Raw genomic sequence first — 23,093 nt, forward strand, 5'->3', positions numbered from 1 at the left:
GGCTGGCTAGTTGAATGAAAAAACCCCGCCTTGATGGCGGGGTTTTTCATTGGTCTGCCCGCGAAAGGTCAGGTGCAGCAACGCAGATTGCAGCTCACTGCACCTGCTGCGGTGTGTCCTCGCCCATGCAACGCACCGCACGCTTGCGGTCGTCGACCAGCACGCCGGTCAGGCCTTTCTGTTGGGTATCGAACAGCACCAGCACACCGTCCACGCACTGGGCCACCTGTGGGGCCGGGTCGAGCGAGACTTTGTAATCCTCGCCTGGCAGGGTCTTGAGCATGGTGAAATCCTGCAGCAACAGGGCGTCTTCAGGCTTGGCGAAATGCAGGTAACCGTAGTACCAGAGGGCCCCCACCGTCACGATGATGCTGCCGACGCCGGTCAGGATCAGCGGGATGGCGTTGCGTTCTTCACTCATTGCTTGTTCTTCTCGTCAGGGTAATTGGGCACTTCGGCAAGCCGCCGCAGGCCGTTGAAATGACTCGGGTCGTCCAAAAAGCGCAGCATCACCTGGCGCCACACCGGGTCAGCGAAGGTCTGCACATGGCCGCCACGGATCAGTTGCAGTACCCGCGGCGGTGGCGCGTGCTGGTACAGGCGGATGCCGTTGTCCATCGGCACCAGGTGGTCGTCGATACTGTGGAAGAACAGCTTCGGCGGGCCGTCCAGGCGCTCGACCGAACGGATCGCACTGTCACCGTCGGGCACCAGCCACGACAGCGGCACCTGCAACGGCCAGGTCATCCACGACGTACTCAGGGCAAACCGCCCGACCGCACGGTAGCTGGCCGGCACGCCATCGAACACCAGTGCGCTGAAGCGCTGGCGCTGCTCGGGGTGGGCCGCCAGGTAGTGGATGGCCATGGCGCCGCCCAGGCTCTGCCCCAGCAGCACCAGTGGCTTGCCCTTGACCTCGGGCGCCTGGTCCAGCCAGCCCAAGGCCGCCGCAATGTCCTGGTAGACCTCCGGCAAACCCGGTTTGCCCTGAGACAGCCCATAACCCCGGTAGTCGACCATCAGTACCTGGTAACCCTGCTCCGGCAGCCAGTAGCTGCCCCCCAGATGGCCGGCCAGGTTGCCGCCGTTGCCATGCAGGTGCAACACCGTGCCCTTGACCTCGACACCGGCCTTGGCCGGCAGCCACCAGCCATGCAGGCGCAAACCGTCGGCGGTGGTCAGAGTAACGTCACGGTATTCCAGCTTGGCCCTTTCCGGCGTGAACGGTTGGCCCGGCTCGGGGTAGAACAACAGGCTGCTGCACCCGCTCAGGCCCAGCAGGAGCACACCGAGTACCAGCAGGCGGCAGCGCTCAGAGAATGTTCGCGTAGTCGGCTTCAATGCGATCCAGGCTCAGGTGGTTGAGGAAGTTGGAGAAGCACATCCAGGCCGACAGCGCGTTGAGGTCACGGAACTGTTCGGGCAAGTACTTGGGCGGTTCCACCAGCCCTTCCTCGACCAGTTGGCGCAGGGTGCGCATGTCTTCCAGGGTGGTCTTGCCACAGAACAGCAGCGGGATCTGCTCGAGCTTGCCCTTCTTCACGGCCAACTGAATGTAGTTGTAAACCATGATGAAGCCCTTGAGGTAGGACAAGTCCTTGGTGAATGGCAGCCCATTGGGCACCGAGCCGCGGAACACCCGGCTGGCGTTGCTGTAGCTCTGCGCCATTTCAAAGCCCTGGGCGCGGAAAAACTCGAATACCTGAAGGAAATCGGCGCCTTCCTCGACCATGTGGATGGCGCGCGTGCGGTTGGTGAGCTTGCGCAGGCGGCTGGGGTAAGAGGCGAAGGCAATCACCTCCATGAGAATCGCCAGCCCTTCCTGGGTCACCGTCGACGAGGGTGGCCCTTTGGCCAGGAAGGTGCAGATCGGCTGGTTGAGGCCGTTGAGCGTGGTGCCGACATGCACCAGCCCCTCGTGCACCTCCAGCGCACGCACGTCGCGGCTGTTGAACATGGCGTCGGCGCGCACCTTGATGTAGTCGGCCCCTGCCGCTGCGTCGGCGACGATGCCGTCGGACTCGAACACACGGATAGTTTCTTCGGCCTCGCCGAACACCTTGTTCAGGCGGCGCTGGAGGATGTCCACGGCCTCCTTGGCGGTCAGGTTCTTCGGCTCGTCCTTGAGGTCGCCACGGCCATCGATGTTGTTCAGGTAGTCCGAAAGCATCAGGCCCAGGTCGGCCAAGGTCGGGTCACCGGCATGGAAGGCGTCGGAGGCGGCGCCGTAGAGCTCCTGCGAGATCAGCCCGAAGTCTTCAGTGCCACGCGCCTCGAGCATGCGCACCACCATGCGGTACTCCTTGCACATGCGCCGCATGATCTGCCCGACCGGGTTGAACTGGCCCAGCCGGCGGGTGATGTCGCGCTCGATGCTCTGGAATTCGGCCTTGACCGCACTGGAGTCGAACGACAACGGGCGCGACTGGTAATAGGCGCGGTCTACGGCAGGTGGCTCTTTGCCCTTGGCCTTGAGGAAGCCGTGGCGGATGTTGTCGTCCCACTTCACTGCATCGAGCACACGAATGGGGGTCTGCGCCGCGACGATGCGGTCGGACAGTGCACGGATGGTCTGTTGGTACTCGTCCACTGAGGACTCCTTGCTAGAGGGCACTACAGGCAACTACTTGCCGCTGCGCTGGAAGCGCGCCACCTCGACGAACAGGTCGGAGTTGGCCGGGTCGTCCAGATAGGCCAGCACCCGCGCCGATGGGCTGTCGATCAGCACGCCCTCACCATTGTCTTCCGGCACCTCGGTGCTGCGCCCAGTCAGTTCTTTCTTCTCGACAGCCTGCTGCACCTGCTCGACATCGAGGTTGTACACCACCAGTTCCTTGCCATCGATGACTTCGAAACCGCCAATCAGGAAATTACCGCCCAGGCGCTTGGGCACGCCGGCCGAGAGGTACCAGCGATTGCCGTGGCGCGACACGGTGAACACATACGCTTCGGGGGCCTTGCCCTTGGCCGTGGCCACGGCCTTGTAGGCATCGCCGCCACTGCGGCTGATCGCAAGTTTCAGCGGCTCGCCCCAGGCGTCCTTGCTGCTCCATTTGCCGAGCAGAGCCTTGGGCGCGGCCTGGTTGCTCGGCAACGGCTCGTGAAAGGTCACCAGACAACCGCCTAGCAGCAGGAATGACAGAGTCAACAACACCACACGCCAGGCTTTCATCAGGTTCTCCTTGAAAATTCAGGTCTGTGCTCAGGCCGATGCCAACACCAGGTGCAGGTAACGGGTAAGCATAGCGAGCATCTGCCCATCGGCTTGCGCGTTCGCATCCTTGAGCAGGCCCTGATATTCCATCTGCTCGATAATCGCCGTCAACATCTGGGCGTCCTGTTCCGGTTGCCGCGACCCGACCACCTGCAGCAACTGTCGGGTACCGTGCAGAAGGATCTGCTCGTGGGCGCACACCAGTTCGGCCAGACGTGGGCACAGCAGCGCCTCCTGGCGGAATGCCTGCTCGGCCATGAGGAAGTCGCGGCGATTGAGCAACTGGCGGGACACATAGTCAGCGGTCATGCGCGCCACTTCGTCGGCCAGCCGCGCCCTCGCCTGCGGGCTGCCATCACCCTGGGCCAGCATCTGGCGCAGCACTACCTCAGTGTTGGCCCAGAGCTTGGCCATGTAGGCGGCGCTGCGCTCGACGTACTGGGCGAAGGTATCGGTGAGCAGGTCCTCGATGTCCTTGAAGTAATAGGTGGTGGCCGACAATGGCACACCCGCCTCGGCGGCCACCGCGCGGTGGCGCACACCACGTACACCATCGCGCACGACGATGCGCATGGCGGCGTCGAGGATCAGTTGGCGGCGCTGCTCGCTGCCTTGGCGGGCAGTCTTGCGGCCTTGGTATTGCACGCTTTCGGCGACGGCGGTGGCGATGCCGGCGGCGCCTTGCGGGGCGATTACGGGGGACACGGGGTTACCTCACGGACGGTGTGCTGGCTGCGACGGCCCTTGCGCAGGTTTACCCGCGAAAAAGCGCGCACTGACAACATAAAGCTTCAGGCACGAAAAAGCCGCCCCTAGAGGCGGCTTTCTCAGATCACTCAGGCCTGCGGACGCATATGTGGGAACAGGATCACATCGCGAATCGACGGCGAGTTGGTCAGCAGCATCACCAGGCGGTCGATGCCGATGCCTTCACCGGCGGTCGGCGGCATGCCGTACTCCAGGGCACGGACGAAGTCGGCATCGTAGTGCATGGCTTCGTCGTCACCGGCATCTTTCTCGGCCACCTGGGCCAGGAAGCGCTCGGCCTGGTCTTCGGCATCGTTGAGCTCGGAGTAGGCGTTGGCGATCTCGCGGCCACCGATGAACAGCTCGAAGCGGTCGGTCACGGCCGGGTTGTCGTCGTTGCGACGGGCCAGCGGCGAGACTTCGAACGGGTATTCGGTAATGAAGTGCGGCTGCTCCAGTTTGTGCTCGACCAGCTCTTCGAAAATCATCACCTGCAACTTGCCCAGGCCTTCATGGCCGAGCACCTTGGCACCGGCTTTCTTGGCGATGTCACGGGCCTTGTCGACGTCCTGCAGGTCGGCGGCGGTCAGCTCGGGGTTGTACTTGAGGATCGAGTCGAACACCGACAGGCGCACGAACGGCTCGCCAAAGTGGAACACCTTGTCGCCGTAAGGTACGTCGGTGCTGCCCAGCACCAGCTGCGCCAGCTCGCGGAACAGTTCCTCGGTGAGGTCCATGTTGTCGTTGTAGTCGGCGTAGGCCTGGTAGAACTCGAGCATGGTGAACTCGGGGTTATGCCGGGTTGAAACGCCTTCGTTACGGAAGTTGCGATTGATCTCGAAGACTTTCTCGAAACCACCGACCACCAGGCGCTTGAGGTACAGCTCCGGCGCGATGCGCAGGAACATGGCCATGTCCAGGGCGTTGTGGTGGGTTTCGAACGGCTTGGCCGCGGCGCCGCCGGGGATGGTCTGCAGCATCGGCGTTTCGACTTCGAGGAAGTCGCGCTCGATCAGGAACTTGCGAATGTGCGAGATCACCTGCGAGCGAACGCGGAAGGTGTGGCGGGTTTCTTCGTTGACCATCAGGTCGACGTAACGCTGACGGTAGCGCTGTTCGGTGTCGGTCAGGCCGTGGTGCTTGTCGGGCAGCGGACGCAGCGACTTGGTCAGCAGGCGCACGTTGGTCATCTCGACGTACAGGTCGCCCTTGCCGGAACGGGCCAGGGTGCCTTCGGCGCTGATGATGTCGCCCAGGTCCCAGGTCTTGACGGCGGCCAGGGTTTCTTCTGGCAGGGTCTTGCGGTTGACGTAGACCTGGATACGACCGGTCATGTCCTGGATGACCATGAACGAGCCACGGTTGAGCATGATGCGCCCGGCAACCTTGACCGGAATCGCTGCAGCTTCCAGTTCTTCCTTGGTCTTGTCGGCGTACTGCTTCTGCAGGTCGTTGCAGTAGCTGTCGCGACGGAAGTCATTGGGGAAGGCATTGCCCTTGGCGCGCTCTGCGGCAAGTTTTTCCTTGCGCAGGGCGATCAGGGCGTTTTCTTCCTGTTGCAGGTCTTGCGGTGCGCTATTGAGGTCGCTCATGTGGTCACATCTTCCATCAGGGAATTCATTGCCCTCGCCCGCAGGCGAGGGTCTTCTCAGCAGGAGTGAAGCTTACAGGCCCTGTTTCAGGCTGGCTTCGAGGTATTCGTCGATGTCGCCGTCGAGCACCTTGTTGCAGTCGCTGCGCTCAACGTTGGTGCGCAGGTCCTTGATCCGCGACGCGTCGAGCACGTACGAGCGGATCTGGTGGCCCCAACCGATGTCCGACTTGCTGTCTTCCAGGGCTTGGGAAGCGGCGCTGCGCTTCTGCATTTCCAGCTCGTACAACTTGGCCCGCAGCATTTTCATGGCGGTGTCTTTGTTGGCGTGCTGGGAGCGTTCGTTCTGGCAGCTGACCACGGTGTTGGTCGGCACGTGGGTGATACGCACCGCCGAGTCAGTGGTGTTGACGTGCTGACCACCGGCACCGGAGGAGCGGTAGGTGTCGATGCGCAGGTCGGACGGGTTGATCTCGATCTCGACCTTGTCGTCGATTTCAGGCGATACGAACACGGCCGAGAACGAGGTGTGGCGACGAGCGCCGGAGTCGAACGGGCTCTTGCGCACCAGGCGGTGTACGCCGATTTCGGTACGCAGCCAGCCGAAGGCGTATTCGCCCTTGATGTGCACGGTAGCGCCCTTGATGCCGGCGACTTCACCTTCGGACAGTTCCATGATGGTGGCATCGAAGCCGCGCTTGTCCGCCCAGCGCAGGTACATGCGCAGCAGGATGTTGGCCCAGTCCTGGGCTTCGGTGCCGCCGGAACCGGCCTGGATGTCCAGGTAAGCGTTGTTCATGTCCATCTCGCCGCTGAACATGCGGCGGAATTCCAGCTGGGCGAGGGATTCTTCCAGGCGCTGCAGCTCGGCGACCACGTCGTCGACGGCGCCTTCGTCGTTCTCTTCGACGGCCATGTCCAGCAGGTCGCGGCAATCGCTCAGGCCACCGGCGAGTTCATCCAGTGTACCGACGATGGTTTTCAGCGACGCAAGCTCACGGCCCAGTTCCTGGGCGTACTCGGGCTTGTTCCAGACGCTGGGGTCTTCCAGCTCGCGGTTGACTTCGATCAGGCGGTCATGCTTGTGATCGTAGTCAAAGATACCCCCGAATGGACTGGGAACGCTCGGTGAGGTCCTTGATGGTGTTCAGGATCGGTTGGATTTCCATGGGGGGAGGCTCTCGTGCGAATTCGGTGAAAAGCCTGCGAGTATAACTGAGTCAGACGCGGGGCGGCAGACCCGCCGGGCGGTAGGTTTGGGGGATTTACGATGTGTTGGGCTATAGGCTTTCGGCGCCTGGGAGATCGAGCGCCGCGCGGGCGGCGCTCGATCTCGCCATCAGGCAATCCCCACCTGATTACGCCCGCTGTTCTTGGCCTGGTACAAGCCCTTGTCCGCCGCCGAAATCAGCTGCCGGCAATGCCCGCCAACCGCCGGCGTCTGCGTCGCCAGGCCAATGCTCACGGTCAACCGCGCATCAGCCGCTGGCGCCGTATGGGCAATACCCAACCCCACCACGGTCTGGCGCAATTTCTCGGCAATCAGCCGCGCGCCACCCGGGGATGTATTGGGCAGCACCAGGGCAAACTCCTCGCCCCCATAGCGCGCCGGCAGATCGGTCGGCCGCGAACACGAGCCGCGAATCGCTTCGGCCACCTGGCGCAACGCCTCGTCACCGGCCAGGTGGCCGAAGTTATCGTTGTAGGCCTTGAAGTAGTCGACGTCGATCATCAGCAACGACAGCTGCTGCTGCTCGCGCATGGCCCGGCGCCATTCCAGCTCCAGGTACTCGTCGAAATGGCGCCGGTTGGAAAGCCCGGTCAGGCCATCGGAATTCATCAGCCGCTGCAGCATCAGGTTGGAATCGAGCAACTGTTGCTGGCTCACACGCAGGGCGCGGTAGGCTTCGTCACGCTGGAGCAAAGTCAGGTAGGAGCGTGAGTGGTAGCGAATACGCGCCACCAGCTCGATGTTGTCTGGCAACTTGACCAGGTAGTCGTTGGCCCCCGCAGCAAACGCCGCGCTCTTGACCAGCGGGTCTTCCTTGGTCGACAGCACGATGATCGGGATATCCTGGGTAACCGGGTTGTTGCGGTACTCGCGCACCAGGGTCAGCCCATCCAGGCCCGGCATGATCAGGTCCTGCAGGATGACCGTCGGCTTGATGCGCATGGCCTGTGCCACGGCCTGGTGCGGGTCGGCGCAGAAGTGGAAGTCGATGTTGTCTTCGTGGGCCAGGCCACGACGCACCGCTTCGCCGATCATCGCCTGATCGTCGACCAACAGGACCATCGCCGAATTTTCGTTGGCGGTCGCGAAACCTTCGATCGGTAGATCATTCATCCCTATTCACCTGATCACTGCCGGCCAGGCGGCGTGATTCAATACATATCGTCATTTTGCAAAGAATTCCATCAAGCGCCCGGCTATTCGCTCCAGCGGGCGGATTTCCACCGCCGCGTCGATCGCTGCGGCGGCCTTGGGCATGCCGTACACGGCACTGCTGGCCTGGTCCTGGGCGATGGTCAGGAAACCTTGCTGGCGCATCAGCTTCAGGCCCTGGGCACCATCGCGGCCCATGCCCGTGAGTAGCACACCTACGGCATCGCCGCTCCAGTAGCGCGCCACACTTTCGAAGAACACATCGATCGAGGGCCGGTAGATTTCGTTGACCGGTTCGGCAGTGTAGGCCAGCTGGCCGTTTTTCAGCAGGCGGATATGGTGGTTGGTGCCCGCCAGCAACACCTGCCCCGATTGCGGCGGCTCGCCCTCGCAGGCCAGGCGCACCGGCAGGCCTGCTGCGCTGCTGAGCCATTCGGCCATGCCGGCGGCAAACACCTGGTCGACATGCTGGACCAGCACGATGGCCGCCGGAAATGCAGGGGGCAAGCCCTTGAGCAGCACCTCCAGGGCAGCCGGGCCGCCCGCCGACGAGCCAATGGCTACCAGCCCCCGGCGCTGTGATGCTTCGCGCAAGGGCGTGGCAACCGGGCGCGCGGCCGGGCTGCGCTGCTGGCCGATCAGCCAACTGATGTTGAGGATCTTGCGCAGCAACGGCGCCGCCGCCTCTCGGGCATCGCCCGCCCCCAGGGCCGGGGTATCGACCACATCCAGGGCGCCATGGCCCATGGCCTCGAATACCCGGTGCACGTTCTGTTTGCGGTCGACCGTGACGATCACGATGGCACAGGGGGTTTCGCCCATGATCCGCCGCGTCGCCTCCACCCCATCCATCACCGGCATGATCAGGTCCATGAGGATCAGGTCAGGCAACTGCTCGGCGCAGCGCTGCACCGCCTCGGCGCCGTTGCCCGCCACCCAGATCACCTGGTGCGCAGGCTCGAAGGCCAGCGCCCGGCGTAACACCTCGACCGCCATGGGCATGTCATTGACGATGGCGATCTTCACCCCTGAGCACCTCCGATCAACTCCACCACAGCATCCAGCAACGCATCGTCGTGGAAACTGGCCTTTGCCAAATAGTAGTCGGCGCCAGCATCCAGGCCACGCCGTCGGTCTTCCTCACGGTCCTTGTACGACACCACCATCACCGGCAGCGATTGCAAGCGCTGGTCCCGGCGCACCAGGGTGACCAGCTCGATGCCATCCATGCGCGGCATGTCGATATCGGTGATCAACAAGTCGAAGTCGTCGCCGCGCAACGCGTTCCAGCCGTCCATGCCATCTACCGCCACCGCCACGTCGTAACCGCGGTTGCCCAGCAGCTTGCGCTGCAGCTCGCGCACGGTGAGCGAGTCGTCGACCACCAGAATGCGCTTGCGCGCTGCGCCACGGGCGCCACTGCTGCCCCGCTCGATGCGCTCCAGGCTGCCGGTACTGAGCAGTTTTTCCACCGAGCGCAGCAAGTCTTCGACGTCGATGATCAACACCACCGAGCCGTCGTCGAGCAAGGCACCGGAGGAGATGTCCTGGACCTTGCCCAGGCGCGGGTCGAGGGGCATCACCACCAGCACCCGCTCGCCGATCAAGCGTTCTACGGCAACCCCGTAGAGTTGCTCGCGCTCGCGGATCACCACCACCCGCAGGCTGCGCTCATCGTCCTGCCCTGCCGGGCGGTTGAGCAACTGGCTTGCCGCCACCAGGCCGATGTGTCGCCCTTCGTGCCAGAAGTGCTGGCGCCCTTCGATCTGCACGATCTGTTCGGCGGTCACCTCCAAGGTGCGTTCGATATGCGCCAGCGGGAAGGCATACGCTTCGCCGCCCACCTCCACCACCAGGCTGCGCACCACCGACAGGGTCAGCGGCACCTGCAGGTGGAAGCGGCAGCCCTGCCCCGCCAATTGCGTCAACTCGATCGAGCCGCGCAGCTCGCGGATCATGTGCTGCACGGCATCCAGGCCAACCCCGCGCCCCGACACCTCGGTCACGGTGTCGCGCAGGCTGAAACCGGGCAGGAACAGGAACGTCATCAGCTCCGCCTCGCTCATCCGGGCCACCGTGTCGGCCGGCGACATGGCACGCTCGACGATAGCGCTGCGCAGGCGCTCAAGGTCGATACCGGCGCCATCGTCGATCAGCTCTAGGCTGAGCATGCCGGCCTGGTGCGAGGCGCGCAGGCGAATCACGCCCTCCTGCGCCTTGCCTGCCAGCAGGCGCCGCTCGGGCAGTTCGATGCCGTGGTCGACCGCATTGCGCAGCAGGTGGGTCAGCGGTGCTTCGAGTTTTTCCAGCACATCGCGGTCGACCTGGGTCTTTTCGCCTTCGATGACCAGGCGCACCGGCTTGCCCAGGGAGCGCCCAAGGTCACGGACCATGCGGCTCTGCCCGGCCAGTACGTCAGCGAAAGGCCGCATCCGGCAGGCCAGGGCGGTGTCATAGAGCAATTGTGCGCGCTGGCTGGCCTGCCAGCCGAATTCGTCAAGGTCGGCGGCCTGCTGCTGCAAAATCTGCTGGGTTTCGGCCAACAGGCGCTGGGTCTGGGCCAGGGCTTCGAGCACTTCGCTGCTCTGGCCACTGTCTTCCAGTTGCATGCGCAAGCCATCGAGGGCCTGCATGCCTTGGCCATGCATGCGCTTGAGGCGCTGCAAGGTGGCCAGGTAAGGCTTGAGCCGCTGGGTTTCCACCAGCGACTTGCTGGACAGGTCGAGCAAGCTGTTGAGGCGGTCGGCGGTGACCCGCAGCACCCGCTCTGCGCCTTCACCAGCGCGTTTGCCAGCCTTGCGCCGTGGCACGGGTTCAAGCTCGAATTCCGCCTCCATGGGCTCCGCAAAGGGCTCGATGGGCGTTGCTCGTACAGACACTGCCGGCAGGGCCGCTGGCATATGCGCTGGCGCGGCGCCTGGGTCCAGCAAGCTGGCCATCTGTGCGAGAAACACCGGCAGCGTCGCTTGCGCGGCGGTGTCGCCTGGCGTGGCGATGCGCATCAACAGGTCGGTACCCTGCAGCAGCGCATCGATATGCTCGGCACCCAGCCGCAAGCGGCCTTCCTGGGCAGCCACCAGGCAATCTTCCATTACATGGGCAACGCTGACGCCAGCGTCTACCCCGACAATGCGCGCGGCCCCCTTCAGGGAGTGGGCCGCGCGCATGCAGGCTTCCAGCTGGTCGGCCTGGGTGGGGTTGCGCTCCAGGGCCATCAGGCCGGCGCTGAGTACCTGGGTCTGCGCCTCGGCCTCCAGGCTGAACAGCTCGAGCAACGATGCGTCGCGCATTTGCTCTGGGGTCATGAAAGGCTCCGCTGCACGGCAGACAGTAATTGTTGTTCGTCCAGCACGCGCACGCTGCGGCCACGCCACTGCAGCACCGCTGCGGTGAAGCGCGTGGTGTCCTGGCCGCTGTCCAGCAACGCCGGGTCAAGCCGATGAATGCCGTCGATCTCTTCGACTGCCATCACCACCGGCCCACCTTCGGCGGCCAGGATCAGCATGCGCGGCATCTCGCGGCCGCTGCGCTGTTGCCCGGCAGTCGCTTGCACCCCCAGCAGGTCAGCCAGCGAAAGGCACGGCACCAACGCGCCCCGCACGTTGGCGACGCCTTGCAATACCCGCGAACGCTGGTGCGGTAGCGAGTGCACCGCCTGTAAGGGCGCGATCTCTGCCAGGCAGGCGGTCGCCAGGGCCAGCCATTCTTCGCCGAGCCTGAACAACAGCAGGGAGTGGCCGACAGATTGCTCGGCGGCTTGCGCCGCAACGGCCTGGTCATCCTGCAGCAGGGCGTAACGGTCGAGCAGGCGCGTGGCGGCAGCGGCATAGACGTCGCAGTTGCGGCAATGGATGTGCTGCTCCAGCAGCGGGCACTGTTTGTCACCGTGCACGCCGATGCGGTTCCAGCAGTCGTCGATGCGCTCGTCGGCCTGGGCAAGCAGTTGCATCGCGGATTCCCCCCTCATCGTTCAGACTCCCGACCGACCCGTGCGGCACGCGCCTGCAAACGCTGCGCGCCGGCCAGGTCGCCTTGGGCCGCGAGCAACGCCGCCAGGTGTACCAGGGCCTCGGGGTGCTGCGGTTCGAGGTACAGGGCCTTGCGATAATGGGTAAGCGCTTGGCCGGCATCGCCTTCGGTATCGCTGAGCAACCCCAGCCAGTAGTAAACCTGCGCGGTCGGCGCGAACTGGCTCAAGTAACGCTGGCAAGCGGCGCGCGCCTGCGCACTGGCACCGGCGTTGGCATGCCGGGCAATGCTGGCCAGCAGTTCGGCCTCGCTCTCGCCCTTGCTGTCGTGCGGCAGTGGCGCCTTGGCAGCGGCCACAAGGGGCCGCAACGGCCGCGTCAGTGACGGGGTCGGCGGCGGGTACACGGGCATGGCCAAAGGCGGCAGCGTGCGCCTGGCGGGTGGCGCGCTCGCCGTGGCGACCGGCGCACTGTCGCCCTCCTGGCGCACGTAGGCGAACGACTGCGCAATGCCCAACGGGCGCATCCCCAGCCGCGCCAGCAAGCTGCCTTCGGCAGGCCCGATGAACAGCACGCCCTGCGCGTGAGTCAGGCGCTTGAGCACCTCGAACACGCGCTGCTGCGTGGGCACGTCGAAATAGATCAACAGGTTGCGGCAGAACACAAAATCGTACAGGCCATCGCGGCTGGCCAGTGCCGGATCCAGCACATTGCCTACCTGCAGGCTGACCTGCTGGCGCACCCGGCCTTGCAAGCGGTGGCCGTCATCGAGCGCATCGAAAAAGCGCTCGCGAAAACCCAGGTCGCTGCCGCGAAAGGCATTGCGCCCGTAAACCGCCTGTTCGCCCTTGGCCACCGAAATGGGGCTGATATCGATGCCGTCGATCATGAACGAGCCAGGGCTCATGCCGCCATCCAGCAGCGCCATGGCCAGTGAATAGGGTTCTTCGCCGGTCGAGCACGGCAGACTGAGCAGCCGCACCGGGCGTGCGCCGGCCAGCTGGGCCAGGCGTCTATGGGCAAGCCCGACCAGGGCCGTGAACGATTCGGGGTATCGGAAGAACCAGGTCTCGGGGACGATGACCGCCTCGATCAATGCCTGTTGCTCGTCCGCCGATTGCTGCAGGCGCAGCCAGTAATCGTCCAGGTCTGCCGCGTTCACGGCAACGCAGCGCTGGCGCAAGGCGCGCTCGACCATGGACGCCCCCACCGACTCCACATCCAGGCCGATACGCTCGCGCAGGTAGCGGAAGAAACGCTGTTCAGTCATGTCGGCACTCCTTGCCCTGGTGCACCGCTGTGATCGGCAAACACCAGCTCGCGCACGGCGTCCGTCAGCAGGTCATCGACTTCGATGAGTTGCAACAGGCCCAGGTGGTCCTGGCGCACCGGGCCCAGGTAGGGGGCGTCGGCATTGTCCAGGCCATACGGCTGGAATTCTTCGCGGCGGCAGCGCAAGGTTTCGGTCGCCTGCTCAAGGATCAGCCCGAGTTGCAGGTTGCCCCGGTAACGCACCAGCACCAGACGCGTGCTGGTACGTTGCGCTGCTGCCTGGCCAAAGCTCAGCGCCGACAGGTCGACCACCGGCACCAGCGCGCCGCGGTGCGCGAGAATACCTGCGACCCACGCCGGCGCCTGGGCGATCGCCTTCAGCGGCCGACGCGGCAGCACCTCGACCACCTCGTGCACGTCCAGGGCAAAGCGCTGATCAGCGATACGAAACAGCAGGTACAACGTGCCCTTGGCGTCGCTCGCCCGAGCAGCGTGGGGTTGCAAGTCGTTCATCGCCGTCAGACTTTGAAGCGCGACACGCCGCCGCGCAGGCCTGCGGCCACCTGGCTGAGCTCGTCAATGGCAAAACTGGCCTGGCGCAGCGACTCGACCGTCTGGGTACTGGCATCGCTGAGCTGGGCCAGTGCCTGGTTGATCTGCTCGGCGCCGGTGGCCTGGGCCTGCATGCCTTCGTTGACCATCAACACACGCGGCGCCAGGGCCTGCACCTGATGGATGATCTGGCTGAGCTGCTCGCCCACCTGCTGGACCTCGAACATGCCGCGGCGCACTTCTTCGGAAAACTTGTCCATGCCCATCACCCCGGCCGAGACAGCCGACTGGATCTCGCGCACCATCTGCTCGATGTCGTAGGTGGCCACGGCAGTCTGGTCGGCCAGGCGGCGCACTTCAGTGGCCACCACGGCGAAGCCACGACCGTACTCGCCGGCTTTTTCAGCCTCGATGGCGGCATTGAGCGACAACAGGTTGGTCTGGTCGGCCACCTTGACGATGGTCACCACCATCTGGGTGATATTGCTGGCCTTCTCATTGAGGATGCCGAGCTTGGCATTGACCAGGTCGGCGGCGCCCATCACCTGGTGCATGGTCTCTTCCATGCGGGCCAAGCCTTGCTGGCCGGAGCCGGCCAGGCTCGAAGCCTGATCGGCGGCAGAGGTGACCTCGGTCATGGTGCGTACCAGGTCACGCGAGGTGGCGGCGATTTCCCGCGAGGTGGCGCCGATTTCAGTAGTGGTCGCGGCGGTCTCGGTCGCGGTGGCCTGCTGCTGCTTGGAGGTGGCGGCGATCTCGGTCACCGAGGTGGTCACCTGCACCGATGAACGCTGGGCCTGGGACACCAGGTTGGCCAGCGCCTCGGCCATTTCGTTGAAACCGCTTTCGATCGCGCCGAACTCGTCCTTGCGGTCCAGGCTCAGGCGCATGCTCAGGTCACCCGAGCGCAGCCGGTCGAGGGCGTGGACGATGCGCTGCATGGGCGCACTGATGGCGCGCATCAGCAGCAGCCCGCAGATGCCGGCGGCAACGATTGCCAGCAGCAGCGAAATCATCATGCTGCCCTTGGCCGTGCTTACGGCGCTGACGATGTCGTGGGTAGCGGCTTCGGCCGAGGCCCGGTTGTTCTCGATCACATCGTTCAGGTGCTGGCGGCCATCGACCCAGGTCGGGGTGAGCACCTCGTTGATCAGCCGTTCGGCTTCGACATAATTGCGCTGGCGGTAGGTGTCCAGCACCTGGCCGACGATCTTGATGTAGTTTTCTTCCAGCTGCACGAAGCTATCGAAACGCATCTGGTCGTCGCGGTCCTGAATGGTCTCCTGGTAGCTGGCCATATGTTGCTTGAGGCGATCCTCGAAGCTCTTGAACAGCTCCAGGTCCGCCGACGTGATTTCGCGATGGTTGGACAAACCCACCAGCTGCTGGCTGGTGACGTAGCTGTCGACCCAGGCACTGCGAATCATCGAGCTGTAGTAGACCCCGGGGATGCTGTCGGTGCCCACTGCCTGCTCGGCACTTTCGATCGCCACCAACCGCGAGTAGGCGGCGACGATCATCAGCAGCATGATGGCGATGATCACGGCGAAACTTGCCAGGATCCGTTGGCGCAGCGTCCAGTTCTTCACATTCAGCCCTCAGGAATTCACAACGAGCGGGGAAAATCGCCGAAGTATAGCCCAGGCATCCTACGCTTTTGCGGCTGAAATGCGGGGTATTCAGGCATCCTTGCCTGATGGACAAGCCAAGCCGTGTGCTATTGGCCTGCGCCAAGCCGTACCTGGTTCTCCAGTTCCTGGCGCAAGGCTGGGTCCAGGCGCAACTGGCGGGCCAGTTCGTCCAGGTAGGCACGTTCCATGAAATGCTCCTGGTCGACCATCATGACGCTGGCCAGGTACATCTCGGCGGCCATTTCCGGCGTTTGCGCGGCACGCGCCACCTCGGCCGGGTCCAGCGGTTTGTTCAGCTCGGCGTGCAGCCATTGCTGCAGTTCACCGTCCGTGTCCAGGCGGGTGAATTCGCCTTCGATCAAGGCCCGCTCGCGCTCGTCGATATGGCCATCGGACTTGGCCGCTGCCACCAGCGCCCGCAGCACCGCCTGGCTGTGCTGCTCGGCCTGAGCCGGCGGCAGGCGGTCGAGGGTCTGCGGCTCGGGCGCTTGACCTGCCCCCTGCTGGCGCGCCTGCCAGTTGCCATAGGCCTTGTAGGCCAACACCCCGAGTGCAGCGAGGCCACCGTACGTCAGGGCCTTGCCGCCGTATTTGCGGGCCTTCTTGTTACCCAGCAACAGGCCCAGCGCCCCTGCCCCCAAAGCGCCGCCGCCGACACCGGACAACAGGCTGCCGAGGCCGCCGGCGCCCGCGCCTGGCTTGCCTGAGCCCGCTTTGCCGGCCTGGCCGTCGAGCAGTTGCTGGCCAGACTTGAGCAGTTGATCGAGCAGTCCGCGGGTGTTCATTGAAGTGCCTCCAGACGTTGCAAAAGGACAGCCAGATTAAGCCTTGCCCGAGCGATCGCCACGGGGGGATTTGCTTCCGGATGTTGCATTGGCCAGCAAAAAGCCAACTAGACTCGATATCGCCAATACCTCGCACAATCGCACTACGCTTATAACAAGCGTTTCACGGCTTGCTTGATGACTGCCCCGACCAAGATCTCCAATAAGAGGGAACACCATGTCAGCGCACAACACCGCATTGCTCAGCGCCCTGACCGGCGCGTTGCTGGCCAGCGCCAGCCTGCAGGCCGCCGAACCGCTCAAGGCGCTGGGGGCCGGCGAGGGGCGCCTGGATATCGTCGCCTGGCCCGGTTACATCGAGCGCGGTGAAAGCGACAAGGCCTACGATTGGGTCACCGGCTTTGAAAAGGAAACCGGCTGCAAGGTCAGCGTCAAGACGGCCGCCACCTCTGATGAAATGGTCAGCCTGATGACCAAGGGCGGCTACGACCTGGTCACGGCCTCGGGCGATGCGTCGCTGCGGCTGATCGCCGGCAAGCGGGTGCAACCGATCAACACTGCGCTGATCCCCAACTGGAAGAACATCGACCCGCGCCTGCAAAACGGTGGCTGGTACGTGGTCGACAAGCAAGCCTACGGCACCCCATACCAGTGGGGGCCGAATGTGCTGCTGTACAGCACGCAGGTGTTCAAGCAGGCGCCAACCAGCTGGGGGGTGGTTTTCGAGCCACAGGACCTGCCCGATGGCAAGCCGAACAAAGGCCGTGTGCAAGCCTACGACGGGCCGATCTACATCGCCGATGCGGCGCTGTACCTGAAGTCGGCCAAGCCGGAACTGGGTATCCAGGACCCCTACCAACTGAACGAGACCCAGTACAAGGCCGTGCTCGAACTGTTGCGCCAGCAACAGCCGCTGATCCACCGCTACTGGCATGACGCCACGGTGCAGATGAGCGATGTGAAGAACGAAGGCGTGGCCGCCTCCAGCTCCTGGGGCTACATGGTCAACGGCCTGAAAGCAGAGAACCAGCCGGTGGCCTCTACCATACCCAAGGAGGGCGCCACGGGCTGGGCCGACACCACCATGTTGCACAGCGAGGCCAAACACCCCAACTGCGCCTACAAGTGGATGGACTGGTCATTGCAACCGAAGGTGCAGGGTGATGTGGCCGCCTGGTTCGGCTCATTGCCAGCGGTGCCGGCGGCCTGCACCGGCAGCGAACTGCTGGGCGCCGAAGGCTGCAAGACCAATGGTTTCGACAACTTCGACAAGATCGCCTTCTGGAAGACGCCGCAGGCGCAGGGCGGCAAGTTCGTGCCTTATAGCCGCTGGACGCAGGACTACATCGCGATCATGGGCGGGCGCTGAGGTCGATTGAGCCTGTACCGGCCTATTCGCGCTGCAGCCCCGCGAAAGATCCGGTACAGGCAACACAGCAACAACTGAGTACCGGCCATGCCCCTAGCAGTCCAGTTCACCCAGGTTTCCCGCACCTTCGGCGAGGTCAAGGCCGTCGATCAGGTCAGCATCGACATCATGGATGGCGAGTTCTTCTCCATGCTCGGCCCCTCCGGGTCGGGCAAGACCACCTGCCTGCGCCTGATCGCAGGCTTCGAGCAACCCGACAACGGTTCGATTCGCATCCATGGCGTGGAAGCCGCCGGGGTGCCGCCCTACCAACGCGACGTCAATACTGTGTTCCAGGACTATGCGCTGTTCCCGCACATGAACGTGCGCGACAACATCGCCTATGGCCTCAAGGTCAAAGGCGTGGCCAAGGCCGAACGGCATGCCCGCGCCGACGAGGCCCTGGCGATGGTGGCGCTGGCCGGTTACGGTGCGCGCAAACCGGCGCAGCTGTCCGGCGGCCAGCGCCAGCGCGTCGCCCTCGCCCGCGCCCTGGTCAACCGCCCACGGGTGCTGCTGCTCGACGAACCGCTGGGGGCGCTGGACTTGAAGCTGCGCGAACAGATGCAGGGCGAACTGAAAAAGCTGCAGCGCCAGCTGGGCATCACCTTCATCTTCGTCACCCACGACCAGACCGAAGCCCTGTCGATGTCCGACCGCGTGGCGGTGTTCAACCGCGGCCGCATCGAACAGGTCGACACCCCGCGCAACCTGTACATGCAGCCGGCTACTACCTTCGTCGCCGAATTCGTCGGCACCTCGAATGTGGTGCGTGGCGAGCTGGCCGAGCAGCTCAACGGCAGCCCTGCGCCGTTTTCCATCCGCCCCGAGCATATCCGCCTGGGTGAACAGGCCGCCGACAGCCATGAGGTGCAGGTCAGCGGCCTGCTGCACGATGTGCAGTACCAGGGCAGCGCCACCCGCTTCGAACTGCAGTTGGACAGCGGCCAGCTGTTGACGGTGAGCCAGGCCAACGACCGCTGGCAGGCCCACGCGCAAACCTGGCAGGCCGGCCAGCGGGTGCAGGCGCGCTGGCCCCGTGAAGCGATGACGGCACTGCTGGAAACCGTGCTCGACGAGGGCCGCTGAGATGAAAGCGCGCCTTGCCAACCCAGGCCCGTTGCGCCGCTTTGCCAACCTGCTGTACCGGCGGCCCAACCTCTACCTGACGCTGCTGCTGATCCCGCCGTTGACCTGGTTCGGGGCGATCTACCTGGGCTCGTTGCTGAACCTGCTGTGGCAAGGCTTCTATACCTTCGACGACTTCACCATGGCGGTGACCCCGGACCTGACCCTGGGCAACTTCGCTGCGCTGTTCAACCCGTCGAACTTCGACATCATCCTGCGCACCCTGGGCATGGCCGTGGCGGTGTCGCTGGCCAGCGCGGTACTGGCCTTCCCCATTGCCTATTACATGGCGCGCTACACCAGCGGCAAAACCAAGGCATTCTTCTACATCGCTGTGATGATGCCGATGTGGGCCAGCTACATCGTCAAGACCTATGCCTGGACCCTGCTGCTGGCCAAGGGCGGCGTGGCCCAGTGGTTCGTCCAGTTGCTGCACCTGGATGGCCTGCTGCAGGCGCTGTTGACGGTGCCGGGCATTGGCGGCAGCACCCTGTCGACATCACACCTGGGGCGTTTCATGGTGTTCGTGTACATCTGGCTGCCGTTCATGATCCTGCCGATCCAGGCCTCGCTGGAGCGCCTGCCGCCGTCGTTGCTGCAGGCCTCGGCAGACCTGGGGGCAAGGCCCGGGCAAACCTTCTGGCAGGTGACCCTGCCGCTGTCGATCCCCGGTATTGCCGCAGGCTCGATCTTCACCTTCTCGCTGACCCTGGGCGACTTCATCGTGCCGCAGCTGGTCGGCCCGCCCGGCTACTTCATCGGCAGCATGGTCTACGCCCAGCAAGGGGCGATCGGCAACATGCCGATGGCCGCCGCGTTCACCCTGGTGCCCATCGTGCTGATTGCGCTGTACCTCTCCCTCGTCAAGCGCCTGGGGGCATTCGATGCACTCTGAACATGCATCAATGGGTCTGCGCCTGGCGGCCTGGGGCGGGTTGCTGTTCCTGCACTTCCCGATCCTGATCATCGTCCTCTACGCCTTCAACACCGAAGACGCAGCGTTCAGCTTCCCACCCAAGGGGTTCACCCTGAAGTGGTTCACCGTGGCCTTCGCTCGCCCCGACGTGCTCGAAGCCATCAAGCTGTCGCTGCAGGTCGCCTGCCTGGCCACGTTGATCGCCCTGGTGCTCGGCACCCTGGCCTCGGCAGCGCTGTACCGGCGCAGTTTTTTTGGCAAGGAAGGTATTTCGCTGATGCTGATCCTGCCGATTGCCCTGCCTGGCATCATCACCGGTATCGCCCTGCTCTCGGCGTTCAAGCGTCTGGGCATCGAGCCTGGCCTGTTCACCATCGTGGTCGGCCACGCCACCTTCTGTGTAGTGATCGTCTACAACAACGTCATCGCCCGCCTGCGGCGGACCTCGCAAAGCTTGATCGAGGCCTCGATGGACCTTGGCGCAGACGGCTGGCAAACCTTCCGCTACATCATCCTGCCCAACCTCGGCTCGGCGCTGCTGGCAGGCGGCATGCTGGCCTTCGCGTTGTCGTTCGACGAAATCATCGTTACCACCTTCACCGCCGGGCACGAACGCACGCTGCCGATCTGGTTGCTCAACCAGCTCAGCCGCCCACGCGACGTGCCGGTGACCAACGTGGTCGCCATGCTGGTGATGCTGGTGACCATGCTGCCGATACTTGGCGCCTATTACCTGACCCGCGGCGGCGAAAGCGTGGCGGGCAGCGGCAAATGACCCTGGAGGAGTCCCTCATGCAAACGCACATGCTGATCAACGGTCGCCTGGTAGCTGGCGACGGGCCGGCCTGGACCGTGCTCAACCCCGCCCTGGGCAGCGCCCTGGCGCAGATCAACGAGGCCACCGAGGCCCAGGTCGACAGCGCCGTGCGTGCCGCCGACCTGGCCTTCGACAGCTGGTCGCAGGCCAGCCCCAAAGACCGTTCCCTGGCCCTGCTGGCGCTGGCTGACACCATCGAGCAGCATGGCGAAGAACTGGCCCGGCTCGAATCGCAGAATTGCGGCAAGCCTTTCAGCGCGGCACTGAATGACGAAATACCGGCGATCGCCGATGTCTTCCGTTTTTTTGCCGGCGCAGCGCGCTGCCTGGGCGGCTCGGCGGCCGGTGAATACCTGCCGGGGCACACATCGATGATCCGCCGCGACCCGCTGGGCGTGGTCGCCTCGATCGCGCCGTGGAACTACCCGCTGATGATGCTGGCCTGGAAGGTCGCACCGGCACTGGCCGCCGGTAACACGGTGGTGATCAAACCGTCCGAACTGACGCCGCTGACCGCGCTGCGCCTGGGCGAACTGGCCCAGGGCCTGCTGCCGCCCGGCGTGCTCAACATTCTCTTCGGCCGCGGCCAGACAGTCGGCACGCCACTGGTTACCCACCCGAAAGTGCGCATTGTGTCACTGACCGGCTCGATCCCTACCGGCGCGCACATCATCAGCGCCACGGCCGACAGCGTGAAGCGCATGCACATGGAGCTGGGCGGCAAAGCGCCGGTGCTGGTGTTCGACGATGCCGACATCGACGCCGCCATCGACGGTATCCGCACGTTCGGCTTCTACAACGCCGGCCAGGACTGCACTGCAGCCTGCCGCCTGTATGTGCAGGACGGTATCTACGAGCAGTTCGTGCAGCGCCTGGGCGACGCCGTCGCAAGCCTCAAGCACGGTTTGCAGGATGCCGAGGACACCGAGCTGGGGCCACTGATCAGCGCGCAACACCGCGACAAGGTTGCCGGGCTGGTGCAGCGTGCCATTGCCCAGCCACATATCCGCCTGGTGACCGGCGGCAAGGCGATTGACGGCGACGGCTTCTTTTTCGAGCCGACCGTACTGGCCGATGCCCTGCAGGATGACGAGATCGTGCGCAACGAAGTGTTCGGCCCAGTGGTGTCGGTGACCCGCTTTACCGACGAGGCCCAAGCGCTGGAATGGGCCAATGACTCCAACTATGGCCTGGCATCATCGGTGTGGACCGGCGACACCGGCCGCGCTCATCGCCTGGCGGCGCGGCTGCAGTATGGCTGCACGTGGGTGAATACCCATTTCATGCTGGTCAGCGAAATGCCCCATGGCGGGCAGAAGCATTCGGGTTATGGGAAGGATATGTCGGTGTATGGGCTGGAGGACTACACCTGCGTGCGGCATGTGATGATCAAGCATTGAGACCACTGCGGCGTTAGCAGGAGCCTGTGGGAGAGGGCTTGCTCCGCGAAGCAAGCACCGCGAAGGATGGCACGGGCTTCGCCCGTGTTCGCGGGGCAAGCCCGCTCCCACGGGGGTCATTATCAGTCCCGTAAATCCGACTCATGGATCGGGTTGGCCCGGCTGGTAGCCCGTTGATACTGCGCCGGCCAGGTGGCCTTGTTGCCCCCCAGGTCATCATCGGCATGCAGCGGCCAATAGGGGTCACGCAACAATTCGCGCGCCAGGAAGATGACATCGGCCTGCCCGGTGCGCAGGATGTGCTCGGCCTGCGCCGGTTCGGTGATCATGCCCACCGTGCCAGTGGCAATCTCCGACTCCTTGCGCACACGCTCGGCAAAGCGGGTCTGGTAGCCAGGCCCCGTGGGGATCTCGGCGTTGACCGACGTGCCGCCGGAGGAGACATCGATCAGGTCCACCCCCAGCGCCCGCAGACGACGGGCCAGCTCTACGGTTTCGTCCGGGTTCCAGCCGTCTTCGACCCAGTCGGTCGCTGATACCCGCACGAACACGGGCAGCTCGGCAGGCCAGACGTCCCTCACCGCCTGGGTGACTTCGAGGGTCAGGCGGATACGGTTTTCAAAGCAACTGCCATAGTCGTCACGCCGCTGGTTGCTCAGCGGCGAGAGAAACTGATGCAGCAGGTAGCCATGCGCCGCATGCACCTCGACCACCTTGAACCCCGCTGTCAGGGCGCGCCGGGCGGCGTCGGCGAACGCCTGCACGATGCCGGCGATCTCCTCTGTCGACAGCTCGTGAGGCACAGCATGTTCAGGGTCGAAGGCGATCTTCGACGGCCCGACCGGCTGCCAGCCGCCCTCTTCGACCTTTACGCTGCCATGCTTGCCCAACCAGGGCCGGTGGGTGCTGGCCTTGCGCCCGGCGTGGGCCAGTTGCAGGCCTGGCACGGCGCCCTGGGCGGTGATGAAGCGGGTGATGCGCTGCAGCGGGGCAATCTGCTCGTCATTCCACAGGCCGAGGTCTTCGGCGGTGATACGTCCGTCAGGGGTAACCGCTGTAGCTTCGGCAATGATCAGGCCGGCGCCACCGACGGCGCGGCTGCCCAGGTGGACAAGATGCCAGTCGTTGGCCAGGCCATCGACGGCGGAATACTGGCACATCGGCGAGACCGCGATGCGGTTGGGCAGCGTCAGCTGACGCAGGGTGTAAGGCTCGAGCAGCAAGCTCATGAGGGCACCTCCCAAGGACTCCAATGGTGATCCGGCCCGGGCACTCAATTAC

General features: G+C 64.4%; 21 protein-coding genes. 5 read left to right on the forward strand and 16 right to left on the reverse strand.

Translation table 11 applies throughout. From position 1 onward, the window contains the following. Positions 1 to 94 precede the first annotated feature (94 nt). From PC358_RS15360 to PC358_RS15430, 15 genes are all read right to left on the reverse strand, one after another. Positions 95 to 421 carry a PA3694 family proteiin gene (locus PC358_RS15360; protein ID WP_033700920.1) on the reverse strand — a complete coding sequence of 109 codons (327 nt, stop codon included), beginning with the start codon at positions 419 to 421 and terminating at the stop codon, positions 95 to 97. Beyond that, on the reverse strand, positions 418 to 1,341 hold the full coding sequence (locus PC358_RS15365) for an alpha/beta hydrolase (RefSeq protein WP_033700921.1): 924 nt from the start codon (positions 1,339 to 1,341) through the stop codon (positions 418 to 420). Before PC358_RS15365 ends, PC358_RS15360 begins: the two co-directional genes overlap by 4 nt. Beyond that, positions 1,313 to 2,590, reverse strand: coding sequence for a flavohemoglobin expression-modulating QEGLA motif protein (locus PC358_RS15370; RefSeq protein ID WP_033700922.1), 1,278 nt, complete (start codon positions 2,588 to 2,590; stop codon positions 1,313 to 1,315). Before PC358_RS15370 ends, PC358_RS15365 begins: the two co-directional genes overlap by 29 nt. Positions 2,591 to 2,623: 33 nt before the next feature. Then, positions 2,624 to 3,172, reverse strand: coding sequence for a lipoprotein (locus tag PC358_RS15375; RefSeq protein WP_033700924.1), 549 nt, complete (start codon positions 3,170 to 3,172; stop codon positions 2,624 to 2,626). 30 nt (positions 3,173 to 3,202) lie between these two features. After that, positions 3,203 to 3,907, reverse strand: coding sequence for a TetR/AcrR family transcriptional regulator (locus tag PC358_RS15380; RefSeq protein ID WP_095064155.1), 705 nt, complete (start codon positions 3,905 to 3,907; stop codon positions 3,203 to 3,205). A 143-nt stretch (positions 3,908 to 4,050) separates the two neighbouring features. Beyond that, positions 4,051 to 5,553, reverse strand: coding sequence for a lysine--tRNA ligase (gene lysS / locus PC358_RS15385; protein ID WP_033700926.1), 1,503 nt, complete (start codon positions 5,551 to 5,553; stop codon positions 4,051 to 4,053). A gap of 72 nt (positions 5,554 to 5,625) precedes the next feature. Then, positions 5,626 to 6,721 (reverse strand): peptide chain release factor 2 gene (prfB, locus tag PC358_RS27780; protein ID WP_143500723.1). Its coding sequence is split into 2 segments (ribosomal slippage): positions 5,626 to 6,648 and positions 6,650 to 6,721, totalling 1,095 coding nucleotides; the frame shifts between segments, so codons are not numbered across the junction. 170 nt (positions 6,722 to 6,891) lie between these two features. Beyond that, on the reverse strand, positions 6,892 to 7,896 hold the full coding sequence (gene wspR, locus PC358_RS15395; protein WP_033700928.1) for a Wsp signal transduction system regulator diguanylate cyclase WspR: 1,005 nt from the start codon (positions 7,894 to 7,896) through the stop codon (positions 6,892 to 6,894). A 51-nt stretch (positions 7,897 to 7,947) separates the two neighbouring features. Then, positions 7,948 to 8,961 (reverse strand): Wsp signal transduction system protein-glutamate methylesterase WspF, encoded by a 1,014-nt coding sequence (wspF, locus tag PC358_RS15400; protein ID WP_033700929.1) that lies wholly within the window; start codon positions 8,959 to 8,961, stop codon positions 7,948 to 7,950. Continuing rightward, positions 8,958 to 11,240, reverse strand: a complete 2,283-nt coding sequence (locus PC358_RS15405) for a hybrid sensor histidine kinase/response regulator (RefSeq protein ID WP_033700930.1) — start codon at positions 11,238 to 11,240, stop codon at positions 8,958 to 8,960. The genes wspF and PC358_RS15405 overlap by 4 nt, the downstream gene beginning before the upstream one ends. After that, complete coding sequence (locus PC358_RS15410) at positions 11,237 to 11,902, reverse strand: chemotaxis protein CheW (protein WP_033700932.1); 666 nt, start codon at positions 11,900 to 11,902, stop codon at positions 11,237 to 11,239. Before PC358_RS15410 ends, PC358_RS15405 begins: the two co-directional genes overlap by 4 nt. Beyond that, positions 11,899 to 13,173: a CheR family methyltransferase gene (locus tag PC358_RS15415; protein WP_033700933.1), complete on the reverse strand. Its 1,275-nt coding sequence runs from the start codon at positions 13,171 to 13,173 to the stop codon at positions 11,899 to 11,901. Before PC358_RS15415 ends, PC358_RS15410 begins: the two co-directional genes overlap by 4 nt. Further along, a complete protein-coding gene (locus PC358_RS15420; RefSeq protein WP_033700934.1) occupies positions 13,170 to 13,688 on the reverse strand; it encodes a chemotaxis protein CheW in 519 nt (172 codons plus the stop codon). The genes PC358_RS15415 and PC358_RS15420 overlap by 4 nt, the downstream gene beginning before the upstream one ends. 5 nt (positions 13,689 to 13,693) lie before the next feature. Then, the gene (locus tag PC358_RS15425) at positions 13,694 to 15,316 is read right to left on the reverse strand and encodes a methyl-accepting chemotaxis protein (protein WP_033700935.1); all 1,623 of its coding nucleotides are present in this window, start codon (positions 15,314 to 15,316) and stop codon (positions 13,694 to 13,696) included. Between the two features lie 128 nt (positions 15,317 to 15,444). Further along, positions 15,445 to 16,143: a tellurite resistance TerB family protein gene (locus PC358_RS15430; protein ID WP_033700936.1), complete on the reverse strand. Its 699-nt coding sequence runs from the start codon at positions 16,141 to 16,143 to the stop codon at positions 15,445 to 15,447. Positions 16,144 to 16,360: 217 nt separating this feature from the next. Here PC358_RS15430 and ydcS point away from each other — a divergent pair, with 217 nt between their 5' ends. The 5 genes from ydcS (at position 16,361) to PC358_RS15455 (ending at position 21,812) form a co-directional block, all read left to right on the forward strand. Further along, on the forward strand, positions 16,361 to 17,512 hold the full coding sequence (ydcS, locus tag PC358_RS15435; RefSeq protein WP_033700937.1) for a putative ABC transporter substrate-binding protein YdcS: 1,152 nt from the start codon (positions 16,361 to 16,363) through the stop codon (positions 17,510 to 17,512). An 87-nt stretch (positions 17,513 to 17,599) separates the two neighbouring features. Further along, entirely contained in the window at positions 17,600 to 18,640 is a 1,041-nt protein-coding gene (locus PC358_RS15440; RefSeq protein ID WP_033700938.1) for an ABC transporter ATP-binding protein, read from the forward strand. A gap of 1 nt (position 18,641) precedes the next feature. Next, a complete protein-coding gene (locus PC358_RS15445) occupies positions 18,642 to 19,574 on the forward strand; it encodes an ABC transporter permease (protein ID WP_033700940.1) in 933 nt (310 codons plus the stop codon). Then, the gene (locus PC358_RS15450; protein ID WP_033700942.1) at positions 19,564 to 20,370 is read left to right on the forward strand and encodes an ABC transporter permease; all 807 of its coding nucleotides are present in this window, start codon (positions 19,564 to 19,566) and stop codon (positions 20,368 to 20,370) included. The genes PC358_RS15445 and PC358_RS15450 overlap by 11 nt, the downstream gene beginning before the upstream one ends. 17 nt (positions 20,371 to 20,387) lie before the next feature. Beyond that, positions 20,388 to 21,812, forward strand: coding sequence for a gamma-aminobutyraldehyde dehydrogenase (locus tag PC358_RS15455; RefSeq protein ID WP_033700943.1), 1,425 nt, complete (start codon positions 20,388 to 20,390; stop codon positions 21,810 to 21,812). A gap of 122 nt (positions 21,813 to 21,934) precedes the next feature. Here the strand turns inward: PC358_RS15455 and PC358_RS15460 are convergent, their stop codons facing one another. Then, the gene (locus PC358_RS15460; RefSeq protein WP_033700944.1) at positions 21,935 to 23,041 is read right to left on the reverse strand and encodes an NADH:flavin oxidoreductase/NADH oxidase; all 1,107 of its coding nucleotides are present in this window, start codon (positions 23,039 to 23,041) and stop codon (positions 21,935 to 21,937) included. Positions 23,042 to 23,093 lie beyond the last annotated feature (52 nt).

It is taken from the genome of Pseudomonas capeferrum (genome assembly GCF_000731675.1).
GTDB classification, from domain to species: Bacteria; Pseudomonadota; Gammaproteobacteria; order Pseudomonadales; family Pseudomonadaceae; genus Aquipseudomonas; species Aquipseudomonas capeferrum.